Here is a 17,201-nt window from a genome sequence, read left to right as displayed (position 1 = left end):
GAGGATGCCATGCCGCGTCGCTTCCTGCTCGCCGCGGCGTCCACCGTCCTGGCGCTGACCTTCGGCACCCCCGCGGCGGCCAAGCTGCCGCCGCCGTCCGCCGAGGCGCAGGCCAAGGCGGAGCTGGCCAAGGCCCGCGCCGCCCACGCCGACAAGGTCGGCGCGTACCAGCTGTGCGTGTGGCAGAACCGCATCGCCGAGCAGTACCGGCGCGACGCCCAGGCCCAGGGCAAGGCGGTGCAGCCGCCGGCCCCGACCCCGGCCTGCGCCGATCCGGGGCCCTTCGTCGAGCCGACCCCGCCGCTGGAACAGGCCGGGGCCCATTCGCCCGCACCGACGGCCGCCACGCCGCCCAACACGGCCGCCCCGCAGGAGCCGACCGCGCAGCAGAAGTGAGCCGGGCGAGCAAGGGGCGGCCCGCCCCGTCCGCTCCCGGGGCTTGAGGCACACTTGGAGTCACCCGATCTTCATGCCGGCGCTTGCGCCGGGCGTCGCTGTCTTGCCATGTCCGCCTTGCCTGAACCCGCCCGTCCCCGTCCGCTGCTGAGCAGTGCCTCCACCCGCTTCACCCACGAGGCCCGGGTGGTGGACGAGTTCGGCCACGAGCGCGTCGTGCAGATGCCCGCCGAGCGGGACCTCACGCTCTACCTCGACAAGCGCGAGCTGGTGACCTTGATGACCATGGGAGGGCAGCCCGAGCTGCTGGCGCTGGGGTACCTGCGCAACCAGCGCCTGGTGACCGACATCGCGCAGGTCGAGAGCGTGCAGGTCGACTGGGACGTCAACGCCTGCGCGATCACCACGCGCGGCGGCGTCGCGGACATCGAGGCGCGCACCGCGCGCCGCATCGTGACCACCGGCTGCGGGCAGGGCACGGTGTTCGGCGGGCTGATGGACGAGGTCGGGTCGCTGCGGCTGGGCGACACCCGCCTGACGCAGGGCGAGCTGTACGGCCTGCTGGACGCGATGCGCCGGCACGAGACGGTCTACAAGTCGGCCGGCTCGGTGCACGGCTGCGCGCTGTTCGAAGGCGAGCGCCTGCTGCTGTTCACCGAGGATGTCGGGCGCCACAACGCGCTGGACGCGATCGCCGGCTGGATGTGGCTGGAAGGCGTGAGCGGCGAGGGCAAGACGCTCTACACCACCGGGCGCCTGACCAGCGAGATGGTGATCAAGTCGGCCCAGATGGGCGTGGCGGTGGTGGTGTCGCGCTCGGGCATCACCGAGATGGGGCACCGGCTGGCCGAGCAGCTGGGCATGGCGCTGTTCGCGCGCTGCACCAACCGGCATTTCCTGCTCTACACCGGCCGCGAGCGCTTCGTCGCCCAGCCGGAGCTGGCGCCGCCGGTTCCACCGGCGGCCTGAACGCCGGGTTCAGGGCCGGGCGTTGGCCAAGTCGCGCAGCACGGTCGGGCCGGCACGCCGCTCGATCTCGTGCAGCATCTCGCGGTTCCAGCCCAGGGCGAACATCGCTTCGGCGACCACGAACATCGGGCCGACCAGCAGGCCGACCAGGTCGTCGACGAAGGCCGGCTTGCGGCCTTCGTAGTAGTGGCCGATGAACTGGATCACCCAGCCGACGAAGAACAGCCCGAGGCCCGCACCCAGCCACAGCGCGGTGCTGCCGGCGCCGACCTCGTGGCCCAGGGCGACCAGCAGCCCGACGGCCACGCTCACCGCGAGCCCGAGCACGAAGTGGCGCGTCAGGTACCACAGCGCCGCGGCGGCGAACACGATCCAGCCAGGGGTCAGCACGACCTCCCCGACCGGAATCGCGGGGCGGGCCAGCAGGATGCCGACCGCCAGCACGATCATCGGGATGCCGACGAAGTGGGTGACGATGTTGCGCCGGTCGCGGTGGTACTCGGCGTACTGGGTGAGAAGGTCGAGTGCAGTGCGCATGGGTCAGGCTCTCCTGCAGCTTGGCGACAGACGCATGGCTCAATGCTAGGACTTTTCGCGGCCGGCGGCCGCCCGAAATCCCGGAATTTGTCGCAGCTTTGCATCCAGGTTTACCCGAAACGGCCGCCCGGTCACGGTCCGCGGCGGGGCGGCGGACGCCGCTTCCCTACAATGCCGCCACTTACGGGGAATCTCATGAGCATCAAGAGCGACAAATGGATCCGCCGCATGGCCGAGGAGTACGGGATGATCGAGCCCTTCGAGCCCGGCCAGGTGCGCGAGGCTGCGGACGGTCACAAGATCGTCAGCTACGGCACCAGCAGCTACGGGTACGACATCCGCTGTGCGCGTGAGTTCAAGGTCTTCACCAACATCAATTCGACCATCGTCGACCCGAAGAACTTCGACGAGAAAAGCTTCGTCGACATCGAGTCCGACGTCTGCATCATCCCGCCCAACAGCTTCGCGCTGGCGCGCACGGTGGAGTACTTCCGCATCCCGCGCAACGTGCTGACGATCTGCCTGGGCAAGAGCACCTACGCGCGCTGCGGGATCATCGTCAACGTCACGCCCTTCGAGCCCGAGTGGGAGGGCTACGTGACGCTGGAGTTCAGCAACACCACGCCGCTGCCGGCCAAGATCTACGCCGGCGAGGGCTGCGCCCAGGTGCTGTTCTTCGAAAGTGACGAGGTCTGCGAAACCAGCTACAAGGACCGCGGCGGCAAGTACCAGGGCCAGCGCGGCGTCACTTTGCCCAAGACCTGACGGGCGCCGGCGCCGCCGGGCGCACGGCTTGCCGGCGCTGGGGGCATGCAGCCGACCGCCATCCCCGACCCGCGCCTGCGCCGTGCCGGCGTGCTGCTCGGCATCGCGCTGGGCGGTTTCTTCGACGGCATCCTGCTGCACCAGATCCTGCAGTGGCACCACCTGCTGAGCGGCCTGGACGGCCCGGGCTGGCAGGGCCTGCGGGTACAGGTGCTGGCCGACGGTTTGTTTCACCTGCTGATGTACCTGCTGGCTGCGGCCGGGCTGTGGGGGGCTGGTGCGCGCCGCACCGCATGCGCCTGGATCGGCCCGTGCCCTGTCCGCGGCGCTGCTGCTGGGCTTTGGCGCCTGGCATGTGCTGGACGCCGTGCTCAGCCACTGGTGGCTGGGCCTGCACCGCATCCGCATGGACGTCGCGCAGCCGCTGGCCTGGGACCTGGGCTGGCTGCTCGGGTTCGGCCTGCTGCCCGTGCTGGGCGGGTGGTGGCTCGGCCGGCGCGAGGGCGCCCGGCCGGCCGGTGCCTGGGCCGTGCTGGTGGGCGCGGTCACGCTGGCGGCGGCGACCGCGGCGACGCAGCCGGCCCCCGGGGCGGCGCACCGGCTCACGCTGCTGCTGGCACCGGGCACGCCGCCGGCCCGGGCGCTGCATGCGGCCGCGCAGGCCGATGCGCGCATCGTCTGGGCCAGCCAAGGCGGCAGCGTCTGGGTGCTGGCGCTGCCGGAGGGGGCGACCCCTGCGAGCGGCTACCGTGCCGGCGTGCTGGCGCTCGGCGGGCGCTGGGCTGCCGCGGCCTGTGCCGGCTGGGGAGGCGGGGGGCGTCGCCTGCCCTGAAACGGGCAGGCCGGCGCGGGAGCCGGCCTGCGGTCACGCGTGGCGCGACGCGCTCAGAGTGCTTCGTTCGAGACGGCGGCGGTCAGCCACTGGCGCACGCTCGCCAGGTGCTGTTCCTCCTCGGCCAGCGCGGCGCGGAAGCGCTCGGCCATCTCGTCGTGCCCGGTCTCCTCGGCCAGCTGCACCAGCATTTCCCAGCTCGCGTTGTCCGCCAGCTCGGCCACCAGGATGGCGTTCAGGCTCTGCGGGATGGTGGTGCGCGGGTCGGTGACGACCTGCATGATGCCCTGCGACATCACCGCCGAGACGTCCGCGCAGGGCGTCTGCGCCGTCGGGTCGGCGCCCATGCCTTCGAGCACCTCGGCGAGCATGTGGAAGTGCTGCGCCTCCTCGTCGTGGATGCGCTGCAGTTCGGCCAGCGGCGGCACCAGCCCGGTGTCCGGCGTCATCTCGCACTTGGCGATCAGCGCTTCGTACAGCCGCGTGCCGGTGCGCTCGAAGGCCAGGCGCTCGCCGAGCTTGTCGAGCAGCACCTCGGGCTTCTCGCCCTTGAGCTTGGACACGCCTGTGGAGACCACGCCGCGTACGGTGCCGGGGATGGGCACCGAGCCGACGCGGTCGGCCTCGGCGATCGCCTCGCTGCGCATCATCGTGATGCTGGAGCCGTCGGGCTCGGTTTCGGGCGCGTTCATCGCCGCTTCTTCCATGCGACTGACGTCGATCGGCGACATCTTCGCCCCGGTGCGGTTCATGCCCATGTGGGTGGCGTTCTGCATCAGCGGCTCCTCGTGTTCAGTAGTTGACGACCTTGCGGTTCAGTTCGGTGCCCGGGGCCCAGCGGTAGCCGGCAGAGACGGCCTGCGACGGCGAGCCCTTGGCGTTCATGTGCTGGCGGTAGGCAAGCGTCGCCTCGCTTTCGCTGCCGTCGGGAGTGAAGTCCGGGCCGATGGCGCGGTAGCCCACTTCCTTCTCCAGCACGTCACGCACGAAGGTGCGCTGGCTCTGGAACGGCAGCATGGTCGGCACCTCGGCCAGCACCTCGGCCGGGTCGCGGCGCTCGATGTCCTTGAACAGCTTGATCGCCACCTGCAGGTGCCCCAGCTCGTAGTCGAGGAAGCGCTCCCAGATCGCCTTGACGCGCGGGTTGCCTTCCTGCTCGACGCACGAGTGGTAGAGGTAGACCTCGGTGGCTTCATGGATCAGCCACTTCTCGAGGAAGCTCTCGGTCGGGTCCTCCAGCGAGCCGTACTGCGTGACGTGCTGCTCCTCGATCGAGGCGATCTCGGCATACAGCTCGCGTGCCACGGGGTCGGCGAACAGCGGGCCGATGTTCATGTAGTAGTCGTGCGTCTGGTACTCGGCCGCGGTGATCATGGCCGCGTGGATCTTGCTGAGGGTGGCAGCCGCCGTCTTCTCGTAGGGCATGCGCACGTCGTCCACCGGGGCGCGGTGCTCCAGCATCGTCGGGCGGCCCGGCACGATGTCGGTGTAGCCCTGCAGGATGTTGTTCGCGTCCTTGCCTTCCAGGCGGTCGAGCAGCGCGGAGTAGCGATAGAGGTGGTCGAAGTCCTCCAGCAGCCCGAAGCGGTAGGCCTGGGCCAGGTACGGGTCGGGCTCGTTCTGTGCCACCGCGGCGGTCACCTCGATCGCGACCTGCTCGTAGGCGATGGTGGTCTCGATGGGCGAATGGTCGGCGCCCAGCAGCCAGTTGATGGTGGTGGCCTGGTGCTGTTCGACCCGGCGCAGTTCGGCCAGCGGCACACGCAGTTCGCCGTTGAACCGGGCGATGAGGTGCTTCAGGCGCAGCGCATCGAGCTCGATGCCGTTCATCAGGATGATGCGCACGCGCGTGAACGCATCGTCGTCCAGCTTGCTGATGGGCTTGGGACTGATGTCCTTCCAGGTGAAGCGCTGCCGGTCGAGCGGGCAGCCTTTCGCTTCGAAGAAGTTGATGTTCGCCATGGGACTCCTCGTGGGGCAGGGGATGGGAGAGCCCGCCGGCGGCGAGCCCACGGCAACAGGGTCAGCAACCGGTATGCCTTGGCCCGCCGGGCCGCCTGCCGGCGGTGCGCAGGCCGTCGTCCTGCGGGGATCCCTGCTGGCAGGGTAGTTTTTGCACGGCGCAGAATTTCTTGCTGACGCGGGCCGCGCAGTTTCCTGCCGCACGGGCACCGGCTACGATGCGGTCAGGGGCGCTGCGTGCGCCGTCCAACGGGGTGAGCAACGATGAAATGGGAAGGCCGCAGGGCCAGTCGCAACGTGGAGGACCGCCGGGCGTCCGGGGGCATGCCGCTCGGCGGCCGCGGCCTGGGCCTGGGCACGGTGGCCGTCGCCCTGGTGCTGGGCTGGGTGCTGGGCATCAACCCGCTGACCCTGCTGGGCATGCTCGACGGCGGCATGGGCGCGCCGCAGGAGGTGCCCTCGTCCGCCCCGCCGGCCGACGACACGATGGCGCAGTTCGTCGCGGTGGTGCTGGCCGATACCGAGGACACCTGGCAGGAGCTGTTCGCCCGCAGCGGCGCCACGTACCGCGAGCCCCGGCTGGTGCTGTTCCGCGGCAGCACGCCGACCGCCTGCGGGCAGGGGCAGGCCGCGATGGGGCCGTTCTATTGCCCGGCCGACGAGCGGGTCTACATCGACCTGTCGTTCTACGAGACGCTGAAGCACAAGCTTGGTGCGCCGGGCGACTTCGCGCAGGCCTACGTGATCGCGCACGAGGTCGGGCACCATGTGCAGAAGCTGCTGGGCCTGACCGAGAAGGTCCACTCGATGCGCAGCCGGCTCAGCCAGGCCGAGTACAACGCGCTGAGCGTGCGCCTGGAGCTGCAGGCCGACTGTTTCTCGGGCGTGTGGGCGCATCACGCCGACAGGGCGCGCCAGCTGCTGGAGCAGGGAGACATCGAGGAGGCGCTGAACGCCGCCGCGCAGATCGGCGACGACAACCTGCAGCGGCGCGCCGGCGGCACCGTGGTGCCCGAGAGCTTCACGCACGGCACCGGGGAACAGCGCGTCGCGTGGTTCCGCCGCGGCCTGGAAAGCGGCAGCTTCCAGCAGTGCAACACGTTCGAGGTCCGCGCCCCCTGAGGATGAGCCTGGCGGCGGACCGGGCATGCCGCTGGCAAGGAAGATGCAGCAGAGCAAGAGGGAACCTGCTTCACGATGCGAACCACAGTCCGCCCCGCCGCGCTGGTCGCGGCCTACTTCGACAACCTCGCCCCCGACGAGCGGGCCACGGCACAGGCGCTGCAACGCGCGGTTCTCGAGGCCGCGCCCGGCCTGGAGCAGACGGTGAAGTGGGGCAACCTGGTCTTCACCTGGCGCGGCACCAACGCGCTGGCCATCGTCACGCACAAGACGCACGCCAACCTGCAGTTCTTCCAGGGCGCCGGCATCGCGCCGCAGTTCCCGCAGCTGGAAGGCAGCAGGCGCGGGGTGCGGCACCTCAAGTGCCGCTACCGCCAGCCGGTCGACGAGGCCCTGGTCAGGGCCATGGTGCAGGCGGCGCTGGACGAGCTGGCGTGAGGCCGCAGGCCACGCGCCGGCTCAGGCCGCCTGCCGCAGGGCCGGCGTGCCGGGCGGCAGCGGGCGCCAGCCGTCCGGCAGGCGCAGCAAAGCAGGGCTCGCCTCGCGCACGTCGCGCGTGCCGGTCAACGCCATGCTGACGTCCAGCTCGCGGCGGATGAGCTCCAGCGCGGTGGTCACGCCGGCCTCGCCCATGGCGCCCAGGCCGTAGAGGAAGGCGCGGCCGATCAGGCAGCCGCGCGCGCCCAGCGCCACGGCCTTGAGCACGTCCTGCCCGGAGCGCACGCCGCCGTCGAACAGCACCTCGGTGCGGTCGCCCACTGCCTGCACGATCTCGGGCAGCGCGCGGATGCTGGAGATCGCGCCGTCCAGCTGCCGGCCGCCGTGGTTGCTGACGACGATGGCGTCGCATCCGGTGCTGGCCGCGATCCTCGCGTCCTCGACGTCGAGGATGCCCTTGAGGATCAGCTTGCCTGCCCACAGCTTGCGCACCCATTCGACGTCGGCCCAGCTGAGCGTCGGGTCGAACTGGCCGGCGATCCACTGGCTCAGCGTGGCCAGCGTGTCGGCGCCTTTCACGTAGCCGTCGAGGTTGCCGAAGCTCTTGCGCTTGCCGGCCAGCACGCGCAGCGCCCAGGCGGGCTTGCTGGCCACGTCCAGCGCGTTGGCCAGCGTCAGCCTGGGCGGCACGGCCAGTCCGTTCTTCAGGTCGCGGTGGCGCTGGCCCTGGACCTGCAGGTCCAGCGTCAGCACCAGGGCCGAGCAGTTCGCGGCCCTGGCCCGCTCGATCAGGGAGGCGGCAAAGCCGCGGTCGCGCATCACGTAGAGCTGGAACCAGAAGGGCTGGTCGACGAAGGCGGCCACGTCCTCGATCGAGCAGATCGACATGGTGCTGAGCGTGAACGGCACGCCGAAGCGCTGTGCCGCGCGGGCGGCGAGCATCTCGCCGTTGCCCCAGTTCAGGCCGGTCAGCCCGGTCGGCGCGATCGCCACCGGCATCGTCGCCGGCTCGCCGACCAGCGTGGTGGCGGTGCTGCGGTGCTCGACGTCGACCGCCACCCGCTGGCGCAGCGCGATCGCCTCCAGGTCGCGGCGGTTGGCGCGCAGCGTCACCTCGTCATAGGAGCCGCGGTCGACGTACTCGAAGATGGCGCGCGGCACGCGCCGTTGCGCCAGCCGGCGCAGGTCCTCGATGCAGGCGATGGGAGTGCTCACGGGTCTCTCCGGGACAGGGGTGCCATGTCGACCCATGCTAGGCAGCGGGGAGCGCCCGTGCCCGGAAAGATGCTCAGGCCAGGCGCGAAAGAAGTTCCGCCCCTTCGGCGGCGACCTGTTCGCAGATCTGCTGCAGCCAGGCGGCAAAGCCCGGCGCGGCGCCCTGGGCGGCGTGCGGCAGCAGGTGGTAGGGATGGGCGGCCGGGATGCTGAGCGTGGACACCGGCTGCAGTGCGCCGCTGCGCAGCCAGGGCAGCGCCAGGCTGGGCCGGGCCAGCGCGATGCCCTGGCCGCTGACGGCGGCCTCCAGCAGCAGGCCCAGGTCCACCAGGCGCGGGCCCCGGGACGGCTCCGGCCAGTCCAGCCCGGCGGCGCGGAACCAGGGCGTCCACGGATCCAGCGGGGTGCGCAGCAGCGGCGCATGGCGCAGGTCGGCCGGCGTGCGCAGGGCGGGCAGGCGCTGCAGCAGCGCGGGCGCGGCCATCGGCACGAGGACATCGCGCATCAGCGGCCGGGCGTCGGGCGAGGGGGGCGCGCCGTTGCGGATCTCCACGTCCGCGTCGGCCGGGCCGGCGTCGAGGTAGGGGATGCTCAGCACCACCTCCAGCTCCACCTCGGGGTGGGCGGTGCTGTAGCCCTGCAGGTGCGGCACCAGGACCTGGCGGGCAAAGGTGGGCGGGCTGCACACCCGCAGGCGCTGCACCCGCTGCGCGGCGCGCCGATGCAGCGGCACGGCCGCCAGCAGGCTGAGCACCTGGCGCACCTGCTCCAGGTATTCCTTGCCGGCCGCGGTGAGCCCCAGGCTCTTGCCGCTGCGCACCAGCAGCTGGGTGTTGAGCAGCTCCTCGACGGTGGCGACCCGCTTGCTCACCGCGCTGGCGGTGATGCTGAGCTCGTCGGCGGCGCGCTCGAAGGTGCCGAGGCGGGCCGCGGCCTCGAAGGCTCGCAGTCCTTCGATCGAGGGCAGGCGCAGGTCGGGTCGGGTCATGGCGCGATGCTAGCCGGACGCGGGCGTCCGCTCAGAACAGCGGCAGGGTGTAAGGCAGCGCCTCCTCGCGCGCGGCGGGGGCTTGGGCTTCGCGTGCCGGGGCCTCGGAAGCCTTGCACAGGCTGCCGACCCGCACGCCGAGCAGGCGCAGGCGCCGCTCCAGCGGCACGCGCTTCAGGCACAGGCCGGCGGCACGCCGGATCTCGCGGGCGTCGGCGGTGTGATGCGGCAGGGTGTGGTCGCGCGTGAGCGTGCGGAAGTCGTCGTAGCGCACCTTCACGCCGATGGTCTTGCCCACGTAGCCCTTGCGCGCCAGGTCGGCCGCGACCTGCTCGCACAGCCGGGTGAAGGTGACGCCCAGCTGCTCGCGGTCGTGCCGCGCGTGCAGGTCGCGCTCGAAGGTGGTCTCGCGGCTGAGCGACTTGGGCTCGCTGTAGGTGACCACCGGCCGGTCGTCGCGGCCGTGCGCGGCCTCGTGCAGCCAGCGGCCGTAGCTCTGGCCGAACTGCGCGACCAGCCAGCGCGGGTCCGCAGCGGCCAGGTCGCCGATCGTGTGGATGCCGAACGATTCCAGCTTGGCGCTCGCCTTCGGGCCGATGCCGTTGATGCGCTTGGCCGGCAGCGGCCAGATGCGGCGCTGCAGGTCGCCCTCGGCCAGCAGCGTCAGCCCGTCGGGCTTTTCCAGGTCCGAGCACAGCTTGGACAGCAGCTTGTTCGGCGTCACGCCGATCGAGCAGCTCAGCCCGGTGGCGCGCCTCACGTTGTCCTTGATGGCTTGCGCCACCGCGCGCACCCCGCCCAGCGGGTCGCTGCCGGCCGGCTCCTGGGCGCCGGGCACCTCGGTGAGGTCGATGTAGATCTCGTCGATGCCGCGGTCCTCGATGTGCGGGGCGATCTCGGCGACGGCGGCCTTGAACAGGCGCGAGTAGCGCCGGTACTCGTCGAAGTCGGTCGGCAGCAGGATCGCATCGGGCGCCAGCGCGGCGGCCTTCATCAGGCCCATGCCGGAATGCACGCCGAAGGCGCGCGCTTCGTAGGTGGCGGTGGTGACCACGCCGCGGCCGGCGTAGTCGCGCAGCCGGGCGAACTCGCGCCGGCCGTCCTCGCGCACGACCGGCTGGTGGCGCCGCCCGCCGCCGATCACTACCGGCTGTCCCTTCAGCTCGGGGTAGCGCAGCAGCTCGACCGACGCGTAGAAGGCGTCCATGTCGAGGTGGGCGATCAGGCGGCGCATGGTGCGTGCAAGGCCGGGACGGCTGGCCGGGAAAGCGGAAGCCGCAAGGGTACCCGAGCGCGCGCGGATCGTCCGGTGAGCGGGACGTCGCCCCTGGGACCTCACGGGGTCGCGAATCTTGGTATGGTCCCGGTCTTGGACGACAACAAGGGGTCCCCGGCCACGGGGGCCGAATACCGAACCGTCGAGAGGAGCGGCGGTGCCGGCGCAACCGGCCCTGCCCATGTGGAGATGAACTGGCACACCCTGATTTCCGACCCCGACTACGTCGACATGGTGGTGCGGCTCGTCGCCGCGCTGCTGATCGGCGGGCTGATCGGCCTGGAGCGCAGCTACCACGGCCGTCCCGCAGGCTTCCGCACCCACGCGCTGGTCTGCATGTCCACCGCGCTGCTGATGCTGGTCACGATCTACGAGACGCGCTGGTTCCCGCAGATCAGCGGCGGGCGCATCACGCTGGACCCGACGCGCATGACGCAGGGCATCATGACCGGCATCGGCTTCCTTGGCGCCGGCACCATCATGAAGGAAGGGCTGTCGGTGCGCGGCCTGACGACCGCCGCGTCGATCTGGACCACCGCGGCGATCGGGGTGTTGATGGGCATCGGCTTCTACTTTCCGGCGCTGGTGGCGACCGTGCTGACCCTGGGCACGCTGTCGCTGTTCCGCTGGATAGAAAGCCGCATGCCCTCGCAGTTCTACGCCCACTTCGTGGTGCGCTTCGACCGCCACGCGAAGATGGACGAGACCGAGCTGCGCCGGCTGATGCGGCGCTACGGCTTCACGATCGCCAACCTCAACTACCGCCTGGACACCGACGCCGGGTTCTTCGAGTACCGCATGGTGGTGCGCACCAGCAGCCCCGGCAACGCCAGCGCGCTGGCGGACATGCTGGACTCGCTGGAGATCGTCAAGGAGTTCCGCGTCTCGCCGCTGGGCGACTGACGCCACCTGACCCGGGGTTTGCGCCGCGCGCGCTTTGCGGCTACGGTTGGGGCTTCCGTTCCGGGAGGCACAACGCAGGAGTCGCATGGCCATGTGGAAAGCGCGGTACTGGGGACTGGTGCTGGCAGCCGGGCTGCTCGCCGGATGCGCCCACGGGCCCCGGCAGCCGGCGTCGCCGGCCGCGCCGAGCCCGCATCGCGTGGTGGCGGCCCGCTACGTCGGCATCCTGCCCTGCGCCGACTGCCGCGGCATCCGCACCGACCTGCAGCTGTACGCCGACCCGGGCGGGGCGCCCGCCGGCTACGACCTGCTGCAGACCTACCTCGGCCGCCCGGAAGGCGACCGCAGCTTCACCCAGTCCGGCACCTGGCGCTCCGCGCGGGGCGCCCGGCAGGACCCGCAGGCCCTGGTGATCCAGCTCGACCCGGAACAGCCCGGGCGCACGCGCGCCTTCCGTCAGGCCAGCCCGCGGGTGCTGCGCGCGCTGGACGTCAACCTGCTCGACCTGCCGCCGCACCTGCCGCGCAGCCTGCTGCGCGTGCCGGACAACCTGCCGCCGGCGGCCATCGTGCTGACCCAGGGCGATGCCGGCGGCACGGTGGAGGTGCCCGCCGGACAACCGGTCGTGCTGATGCTGGCCAGCCAGCCGGGGACGGGCTACGGCTGGGCGGCGGTCGACGGCAGCACGCCCCAGCTGTTCGAGGTGGCCCAGCCGCTCCACCTGCCTGACGTGCAGGGCAGCGGCTTCGACGTGTTCCGCTACGAGGCGCGCGAGCCGGGCGCACTGTCGCTGCGCTTCGCGTACCGCGCGCTCGGCAATCCCCAGGCGCAGCCGGTGCAGACGGTGAACTTCCAGTTCGTCGTGCGCTGAGCGGGCGCTCGCTCCTTCCGGTCCCGCCGGCGGCTTACCAGCCGCTACATCCGTCGCACTTTGCTGCCTGATCGAGGCTGGCGTGCACTTACCCTCAGGGCGTCCCGCATCCCTGCACGCTCCTGGTTTCTGTGGTCGTGGGCGCCCCGGTGTCGGGGCGCCGCCGCGGTCCGGGCCGGGCACGTCAGTTGATTCCCGGGTCCACGCTGCCGCGCCGACGCGCGGCAGCCTGTCCGGCCGGATCGCGGTCGGCTTCACCATCCCACGAGACCTCGAGGAGCAGAAGATGCAGAAGTCATTCTTTGGTTGGCCCTCCGGTGGCCTGCGCCATGCCGCGCTGGCCATGGTGTCCGCCTTTGCCCTGGCGGCCTGTGGAGGCGGCGGGGGCGGTGGTGGCGGCAGCGGCGCAGGAGGCGGTCCGGCGGGAGTGTTCGCGTCCGGTCGCATCGAAGGCTTTGCCTCCGTCATCGTCAACGACATCCATTTCGACCATGCCAACGCGACGATCCGCGACGAGGAGGGCAACTCGGTCGGCCCGGGCCACCTGCGGCTGGGCATGGTGGTCGAGGTCGAGGGCGGGCCGGTCTCCGAGGTGTCCGACGACGACCGCAGCACGGCCACCGAGCTGCGGTTCAGCAGCCTGATCCGGGGGCCGGTCACCGCGGTCGGCGCGGACTCGCTGACCGTGCTGGGGCAGACCGTGGCGCTGGATGCCCGGACCGTGTTCGAAGGTTTTGCCGACGGGCGCAACAGCGTGCGAGCCGGTGACCTGGTCGTCGTCTACGGGTACCTGGGCGCCGGCTCGGGCCACCATGCCGCGACCCGGGTCGAGTTCGAAGACAACCTCAACGCCTACCGCCTGCGCGGCCGGGTGTCCGGCCTCGACGCCACGGCCCAGACCTTCCGCATCGGGAACGCCACGATCTCGTACGCCGGCGTGCCTGCCGGCAGCCGGCCGGCGCTGGCCGACGGTGCGCTGGTGCGCGTGGTCCTGCAGACCGCGCAGCAGGGCGGCAACTGGGTCGCCACGGCGCTGGCCAGCGCCGCCCGCACGGTCGACGACATGGCCACGGCCGAAATCGAAGGCTACGTTTCCGACTTCCAGTCGCTTGCGGACTTCCGTGTGGACGGCATCCCGGTCGATGCCTCGGGGGCACAGGTGGAGTTCGACGACGGCAACAGCGGCAACCTTGCCGACGGGGTACGGGTGGAGGTCGAGGGCGCGATCCGCAACGGCGTGCTGGTCGCGCGCAAGGTGGACTTCGAGGACCGGGACGACGATGACGACGACGATTTCGAGGTGCGCGGGACGATCCAGTCGCTGGACACGACCGCCCAGGCCTTCGTCGTGCAGGGCGTCACCGTCGAGTACGCGGCGGCACAGTTCTCCGGCGGCACGCAGGCCGACCTGGCCAACGGCGCGCGTGTCGAGGTGGAAGGTCGCCTGAGTGCCAACGGGGCGGCGTTGCGCGCGCAGAGCGTGGAGTTCCGCAACTGAGGCCCGGCAGCCTGCTCAGGGAGACCGAAGGCGGCCCTGCGGGGCCGCCTTCTTCATGGGCCATGCGTGTCGCGGCCGCGGCGGCTCACCGCCCGTGCGTGCGCCCGAGGTGGGTGGTGCCGTGGCCGCTGGCCAGCGGGGCCGGGGTTTCCTGCTCCAGCCGGCCGAGGATGCCGCAGTCGCGGCCCGGGCCGTCGCCGTTGCAGGCCGAGCGCAGCTCGCGCAGCTGGGCCTGCAGCAGCTTCAGCTCGCGGATGCGTTGCGCGACGTGGCCCAGGTGCTCGTCGATGACGGCGTTGGCCTCGGCGCAGCTGGCCTGCGGGTGGTCGCGCAGCTCCAGCAGCGTGCGGATTTCGTCCAGCGACAGGTCCAGCGCGCGGCAGTGGCGGATGAAGCGCAGGCGTGCCGCGTGGCTTTCGTCGTAGTGCCGGTAGTTCGATGCGGTGCGCGGCGGCGCAGGCAGCAGCCCGGCGCGCTCGTAGTACCGGATCGTTTCCACCGGGGTGTCGCTGGCGGCGGCGAGGTCTCCGATCTTCATCGCTTGACTCTGGAGCAGGTACAGGGTTTCCAATGACTTTAACGTCGGAAAGGAAGCCCATGTCTGCACATTGCCATGACCATGCCTGTGCCCCGGCGGGCACGCACGCGAACGACCCGCGCTGGCGGCGCGCGCTGTGGGTGGCGCTCGTCGTCAACGCCGGGATGTTCCTCGTCGAGATCGTCGGCGGGCTGTCGGCCGAGTCGGCCTCGTTGCTGGCCGATGCGGTGGACTTCGGCGCCGATGCGGCCAACTACGGGCTGTCGCTCGCGGTGCTGGGCCTCGCGGCGGTGTGGAGCTCGCGCGTGGCCTGGCTGAAGGGCTGGGCGATGGTGGTCTATGGCGCGGGCGTGTTGCTGCACGCCGGCTGGCTGGCCTGGCAGGGGTCGCAGCCGGATGCGCCGACCATGGGCGGCATCGGCCTGGCCGCGCTGGTGGCCAACCTCGCGGTCGCCGCGATGCTCTACCGCTTCCGCAAGGGCGACGCGAATGCCGAATCGGTGTGGGTGTGCTCGCGCAACGACGCCCTGGCCAACGTCGCGATCATGCTGGCGGCGCTGGGCGTCTTCGGCACCGGCACGGCCTGGCCCGACCTGGTCGTCGCGACGGTGATCGCGGCGCTGGGCGTCAGCGGTGGCCTGCGGGTGCTGCGCAGCGCACGGCACGAGCTGCGCGAGCACGCCCACGCCTGAGCCGTATCGTCGGCTAGCCGCAGCTGCGGCTGCCGCAACCGGTGATGGGTTCGGCCGGCAACGAGGCGGCCGCGGCCTCGCGCAGGGTTTCGGTCTCGGTGTCGAAGCCGACCTGCTCGAGGTGCCAGGCCAGCGCGGCGTCCATGGTCTGCGCATGCTGCGAGAACCAGGCGCCCAGTTCGTCGGCAAAGCGCGGCAGGTTGACCGGCTGGTGCTCCAGCAGCTGACGCTCGATCTCGTACAGCACCTGCAGCACGTGGCGGTGCTGGCCCTGGTGGCAGTTCTCGGGCGCAAAGCCGGTCAGGCGCATCCAGCGGTCTTCCTGGCCGAAATGCTCCTCGGTGTGCTCGATCAGGCGACGGTAGCGCGACAGCACCTCGTCGCCGGTCGCGGCCTTCACCAGGTTGAGCAGTTCGACGAACTCGAGGTGGGTGGCGTCCATGCGCGGGTTGTCGAGCTTGAGCGCATCGGACCAGACGAGGGCGGGCATGGCGGCGTTCCTGCAAGTTGACTTGCCGGCAGGCTAGCGGCGCGCCGCCGCCGCGGCCTTGACGTGGCGCAAGGCGTGTGGTGCCTTGCGCGTCAAGCGTGAACGCGAGGCAACCGGCGTCGATCCGCGCTGCGCCGAGGCGGCTGCCGCCCCTCCCCGCCCTGGGGGAGGCGGGCTCAGCCGGCCAGGCGGGCGCGGTGGCGCGCGATCTGGGCGCGCACCTGCTCGGGCGCAGTGCCGCCCAGGATGTTGCGCGCGTTGAGCGAGCCGCGCAGCGACAGCACCTCGTAGACGTCCTCGCCCACCAGTGGCGAGAAGCCCTGCAGCGTGGCCAGCGGCAGCTCCGACAGGTCCACGCCCTGCTGGATGGCGGTCTTCACCGCGTGCGCGACCACCTCGTGCGCGTCGCGGAACGGCAGGCCCTTCTTGACCAGGTAGTCGGCCAGGTCGGTCGCCGTCGCGTAGCCCCGCAGCGCGGCGCGTTCCATCGCCTCGCGCTTGACGGTGATGCCGCCCACCATCTCGGCGAAGATGCGCAGCGTGTCCTTGAGCGTGTCGACGGTGTCGAACAGCGGCTCCTTGTCTTCCTGGTTGTCCTTGTTGTAGGCCAGCGGCTGGCCCTTCATCAGCGTGATCAGGCCCATCAGGTGGCCGACCACGCGGCCGGTCTTGCCGCGCGCGAGCTCGGGCACGTCCGGATTCTTCTTCTGCGGCATGATGGACGAGCCGGTGCAGAAGCGGTCGGCGATGTCGATGAAGCCGAAGCTCTGGCTCATCCACAGCACGAGCTCTTCCGACAGGCGCGAGACGTGCACCATCGCGAGCGATGCCGCGGCGGTGAACTCGATCGCGAAGTCGCGGTCGCTCACCGCATCCAGCGAGTTCTGGCACACGCCTTCCATGCCCAGCGTGCGCGCGACGCGTTCGCGGTCCAGCGGGTAGCTGGTGCCGGCCAGGGCGGCGGCGCCCAGCGGCAGGCGGTTGACGCGGCGGCGCACGTCGGCCAGGCGCTCGGCGTCGCGCGCGAACATCTCCACGTAGGCCAGCATGTGGTGGCCGAAGCTGACCGGCTGCGCGACCTGCAGGTGGGTGAAGCCCGGCAGGATGGCGTCGACGTTCTTCTCCGCGAGGTCGAGCAGGGCCTGCTGCAGCTCGGTGTACAGGCCGGCGATCACGTCGATCTCGTCGCGCAGCCACAGGCGCACGTCGGTGGCGACCTGGTCGTTGCGCGAGCGGCCGGTGTGCAGCCGCTTGCCGGCGTCACCGACCAGCTGGGTCAGGCGCGCCTCGATGTTCAGGTGCACGTCCTCCAGCTCGAGCTTCCATTCGAACTGGCCGGACTCGATCTCCTGCGTGATCTGCGCCATGCCGCGCTGGATCGCCGCATGGTCATCGGCCGAGATCACGCCCTGGGCGGCCAGCATCTCGGCGTGCGCCAGCGAGCCCTGGATGTCGGCGCGCCACAGGCGCCGGTCAAAGTTCACGCTGGCGGTGTAGCGCTTGACCAGTTCGCTCATCGGCTCGGAAAACAGCGCGGACCAGGCTTGGGACTTCTTGTCGAGTTGGGATTCGGACATGGTGAGCAGGTGATGTGGCGGCCGGCAGGCGTGGCGTATGAGGCTTGCCGCAGGCTGGGGCTGTCTTGGAGAATCGGCGCGGTATGTCGCCCACGACATACACGAGCGAACTGCAAGATTCTAGGAGACTCC

19 protein-coding genes and 1 pseudogene are annotated in these 17,201 nt (G+C 71.1%); 11 read left to right on the top strand and 9 right to left on the bottom strand.

The features are described from left to right. Positions 1–9: 9 nt before the first annotated feature. Together IS481_RS13105 and IS481_RS13100 are read left to right on the top strand one after the other, a co-directional pair. Complete coding sequence (locus IS481_RS13105; protein WP_165908631.1) at positions 10–396, top strand: hypothetical protein; 387 nt, start codon at positions 10–12, stop codon at positions 394–396. Between the two features lie 108 nt (positions 397–504). Beyond that, positions 505–1,365, top strand: coding sequence for a formate dehydrogenase accessory sulfurtransferase FdhD (locus tag IS481_RS13100; protein ID WP_104355854.1), 861 nt, complete (start codon positions 505–507; stop codon positions 1,363–1,365). A 9-nt stretch (positions 1,366–1,374) separates the two neighbouring features. Here the strand turns inward: IS481_RS13100 and IS481_RS13095 are convergent, their stop codons facing one another. Then, positions 1,375–1,902 (bottom strand): Mpo1 family 2-hydroxy fatty acid dioxygenase, encoded by a 528-nt coding sequence (locus IS481_RS13095; protein ID WP_104355853.1) that lies wholly within the window; start codon positions 1,900–1,902, stop codon positions 1,375–1,377. Between the two features lie 195 nt (positions 1,903–2,097). Between IS481_RS13095 and dcd the strand changes: the two genes are divergently transcribed. From dcd to IS481_RS13085, 3 genes and pseudogenes are all read left to right on the top strand, one after another. Beyond that, a complete protein-coding gene (gene dcd / locus IS481_RS13090) occupies positions 2,098–2,667 on the top strand; it encodes a dCTP deaminase (RefSeq protein WP_104355852.1) in 570 nt (189 codons plus the stop codon). Positions 2,668–2,712: 45 nt separating this feature from the next. Further along, positions 2,713–2,877, top strand: a pseudogene (locus tag IS481_RS18585) (DUF2243 domain-containing protein); the annotation flags it as partial. 67 nt (positions 2,878–2,944) lie between these two features. Further along, the gene (locus IS481_RS13085) at positions 2,945–3,499 is read left to right on the top strand and encodes a DUF2243 domain-containing protein (protein ID WP_170141373.1); all 555 of its coding nucleotides are present in this window, start codon (positions 2,945–2,947) and stop codon (positions 3,497–3,499) included. 53 nt (positions 3,500–3,552) lie between these two features. Here the strand turns inward: IS481_RS13085 and IS481_RS13080 are convergent, their stop codons facing one another. Both IS481_RS13080 and IS481_RS13075 read right to left on the bottom strand, forming a co-directional pair. Beyond that, entirely contained in the window at positions 3,553–4,275 is a 723-nt protein-coding gene (locus IS481_RS13080; RefSeq protein WP_104355851.1) for a DUF892 family protein, read from the bottom strand. 16 nt (positions 4,276–4,291) lie between these two features. Further along, the gene (locus tag IS481_RS13075; protein WP_104355850.1) at positions 4,292–5,461 is read right to left on the bottom strand and encodes a hypothetical protein; all 1,170 of its coding nucleotides are present in this window, start codon (positions 5,459–5,461) and stop codon (positions 4,292–4,294) included. A gap of 264 nt (positions 5,462–5,725) precedes the next feature. On the opposite strand from IS481_RS13075, the gene ypfJ reads away from it, so the two are divergent. Both ypfJ and IS481_RS13065 read left to right on the top strand, forming a co-directional pair. Further along, positions 5,726–6,583, top strand: a complete 858-nt coding sequence (ypfJ, locus tag IS481_RS13070) for a KPN_02809 family neutral zinc metallopeptidase (protein ID WP_104355849.1) — start codon at positions 5,726–5,728, stop codon at positions 6,581–6,583. A gap of 75 nt (positions 6,584–6,658) precedes the next feature. Beyond that, positions 6,659–7,021, top strand: a complete 363-nt coding sequence (locus IS481_RS13065; RefSeq protein ID WP_104355848.1) for a DUF1801 domain-containing protein — start codon at positions 6,659–6,661, stop codon at positions 7,019–7,021. Positions 7,022–7,042: 21 nt separating this feature from the next. On the opposite strand, the gene IS481_RS13060 is transcribed toward IS481_RS13065, so the two are convergent. From IS481_RS13060 to dinB, 3 genes are read right to left on the bottom strand one after another with little or no spacing between them, the layout of a single operon-like run. Beyond that, positions 7,043–8,272, bottom strand: a complete 1,230-nt coding sequence (locus tag IS481_RS13060; RefSeq protein ID WP_104355847.1) for an alpha-hydroxy acid oxidase — start codon at positions 8,270–8,272, stop codon at positions 7,043–7,045. Positions 8,273–8,309: 37 nt separating this feature from the next. After that, positions 8,310–9,224 (bottom strand): LysR substrate-binding domain-containing protein, encoded by a 915-nt coding sequence (locus IS481_RS13055; RefSeq protein WP_104355846.1) that lies wholly within the window; start codon positions 9,222–9,224, stop codon positions 8,310–8,312. Between the two features lie 31 nt (positions 9,225–9,255). After that, positions 9,256–10,458: a DNA polymerase IV gene (gene dinB / locus IS481_RS13050; protein ID WP_104355845.1), complete on the bottom strand. Its 1,203-nt coding sequence runs from the start codon at positions 10,456–10,458 to the stop codon at positions 9,256–9,258. 231 nt (positions 10,459–10,689) lie between these two features. Here dinB and IS481_RS13045 point away from each other — a divergent pair, with 231 nt between their 5' ends. From IS481_RS13045 to IS481_RS13035, 3 genes are all read left to right on the top strand, one after another. Continuing rightward, complete coding sequence (locus IS481_RS13045; RefSeq protein ID WP_104355959.1) at positions 10,690–11,403, top strand: MgtC/SapB family protein; 714 nt, start codon at positions 10,690–10,692, stop codon at positions 11,401–11,403. 85 nt (positions 11,404–11,488) lie between these two features. Further along, positions 11,489–12,274 carry a copper resistance protein NlpE N-terminal domain-containing protein gene (locus tag IS481_RS13040; protein WP_104355844.1) on the top strand — a complete coding sequence of 262 codons (786 nt, stop codon included), beginning with the start codon at positions 11,489–11,491 and terminating at the stop codon, positions 12,272–12,274. 286 nt (positions 12,275–12,560) lie between these two features. After that, positions 12,561–13,772: a DUF5666 domain-containing protein gene (locus tag IS481_RS13035; RefSeq protein WP_146079503.1), complete on the top strand. Its 1,212-nt coding sequence runs from the start codon at positions 12,561–12,563 to the stop codon at positions 13,770–13,772. 85 nt (positions 13,773–13,857) lie between these two features. On the opposite strand, the gene cadR is transcribed toward IS481_RS13035, so the two are convergent. After that, the gene (gene cadR / locus IS481_RS13030; RefSeq protein ID WP_104355842.1) at positions 13,858–14,310 is read right to left on the bottom strand and encodes a Cd(II)/Pb(II)-responsive transcriptional regulator; all 453 of its coding nucleotides are present in this window, start codon (positions 14,308–14,310) and stop codon (positions 13,858–13,860) included. 59 nt (positions 14,311–14,369) lie between these two features. Between cadR and IS481_RS13025 the strand changes: the two genes are divergently transcribed. Further along, a complete protein-coding gene (locus IS481_RS13025; protein ID WP_104355841.1) occupies positions 14,370–15,002 on the top strand; it encodes a cation efflux transmembrane domain-containing protein in 633 nt (210 codons plus the stop codon). 13 nt (positions 15,003–15,015) lie between these two features. Here the strand turns inward: IS481_RS13025 and IS481_RS13020 are convergent, their stop codons facing one another. Together IS481_RS13020 and argH are read right to left on the bottom strand one after the other, a co-directional pair. Continuing rightward, on the bottom strand, positions 15,016–15,492 hold the full coding sequence (locus tag IS481_RS13020) for a hemerythrin domain-containing protein (protein ID WP_104355840.1): 477 nt from the start codon (positions 15,490–15,492) through the stop codon (positions 15,016–15,018). 176 nt (positions 15,493–15,668) lie between these two features. Further along, positions 15,669–17,069 carry an argininosuccinate lyase gene (argH, locus tag IS481_RS13015; protein WP_104355839.1) on the bottom strand — a complete coding sequence of 467 codons (1,401 nt, stop codon included), beginning with the start codon at positions 17,067–17,069 and terminating at the stop codon, positions 15,669–15,671. Between the last annotated feature and the right edge of the window lie 132 nt (positions 17,070–17,201).

The sequence above is a fragment of the Caldimonas thermodepolymerans genome, from assembly GCF_015476235.1.
Taxonomy (GTDB): Bacteria; Pseudomonadota; Gammaproteobacteria; order Burkholderiales; family Burkholderiaceae_C; genus Caldimonas; species Caldimonas thermodepolymerans.
The sequence above is the reverse complement of the archived record's forward strand: the minus strand, read 5'-3'. Positions and strand labels throughout refer to the sequence as shown.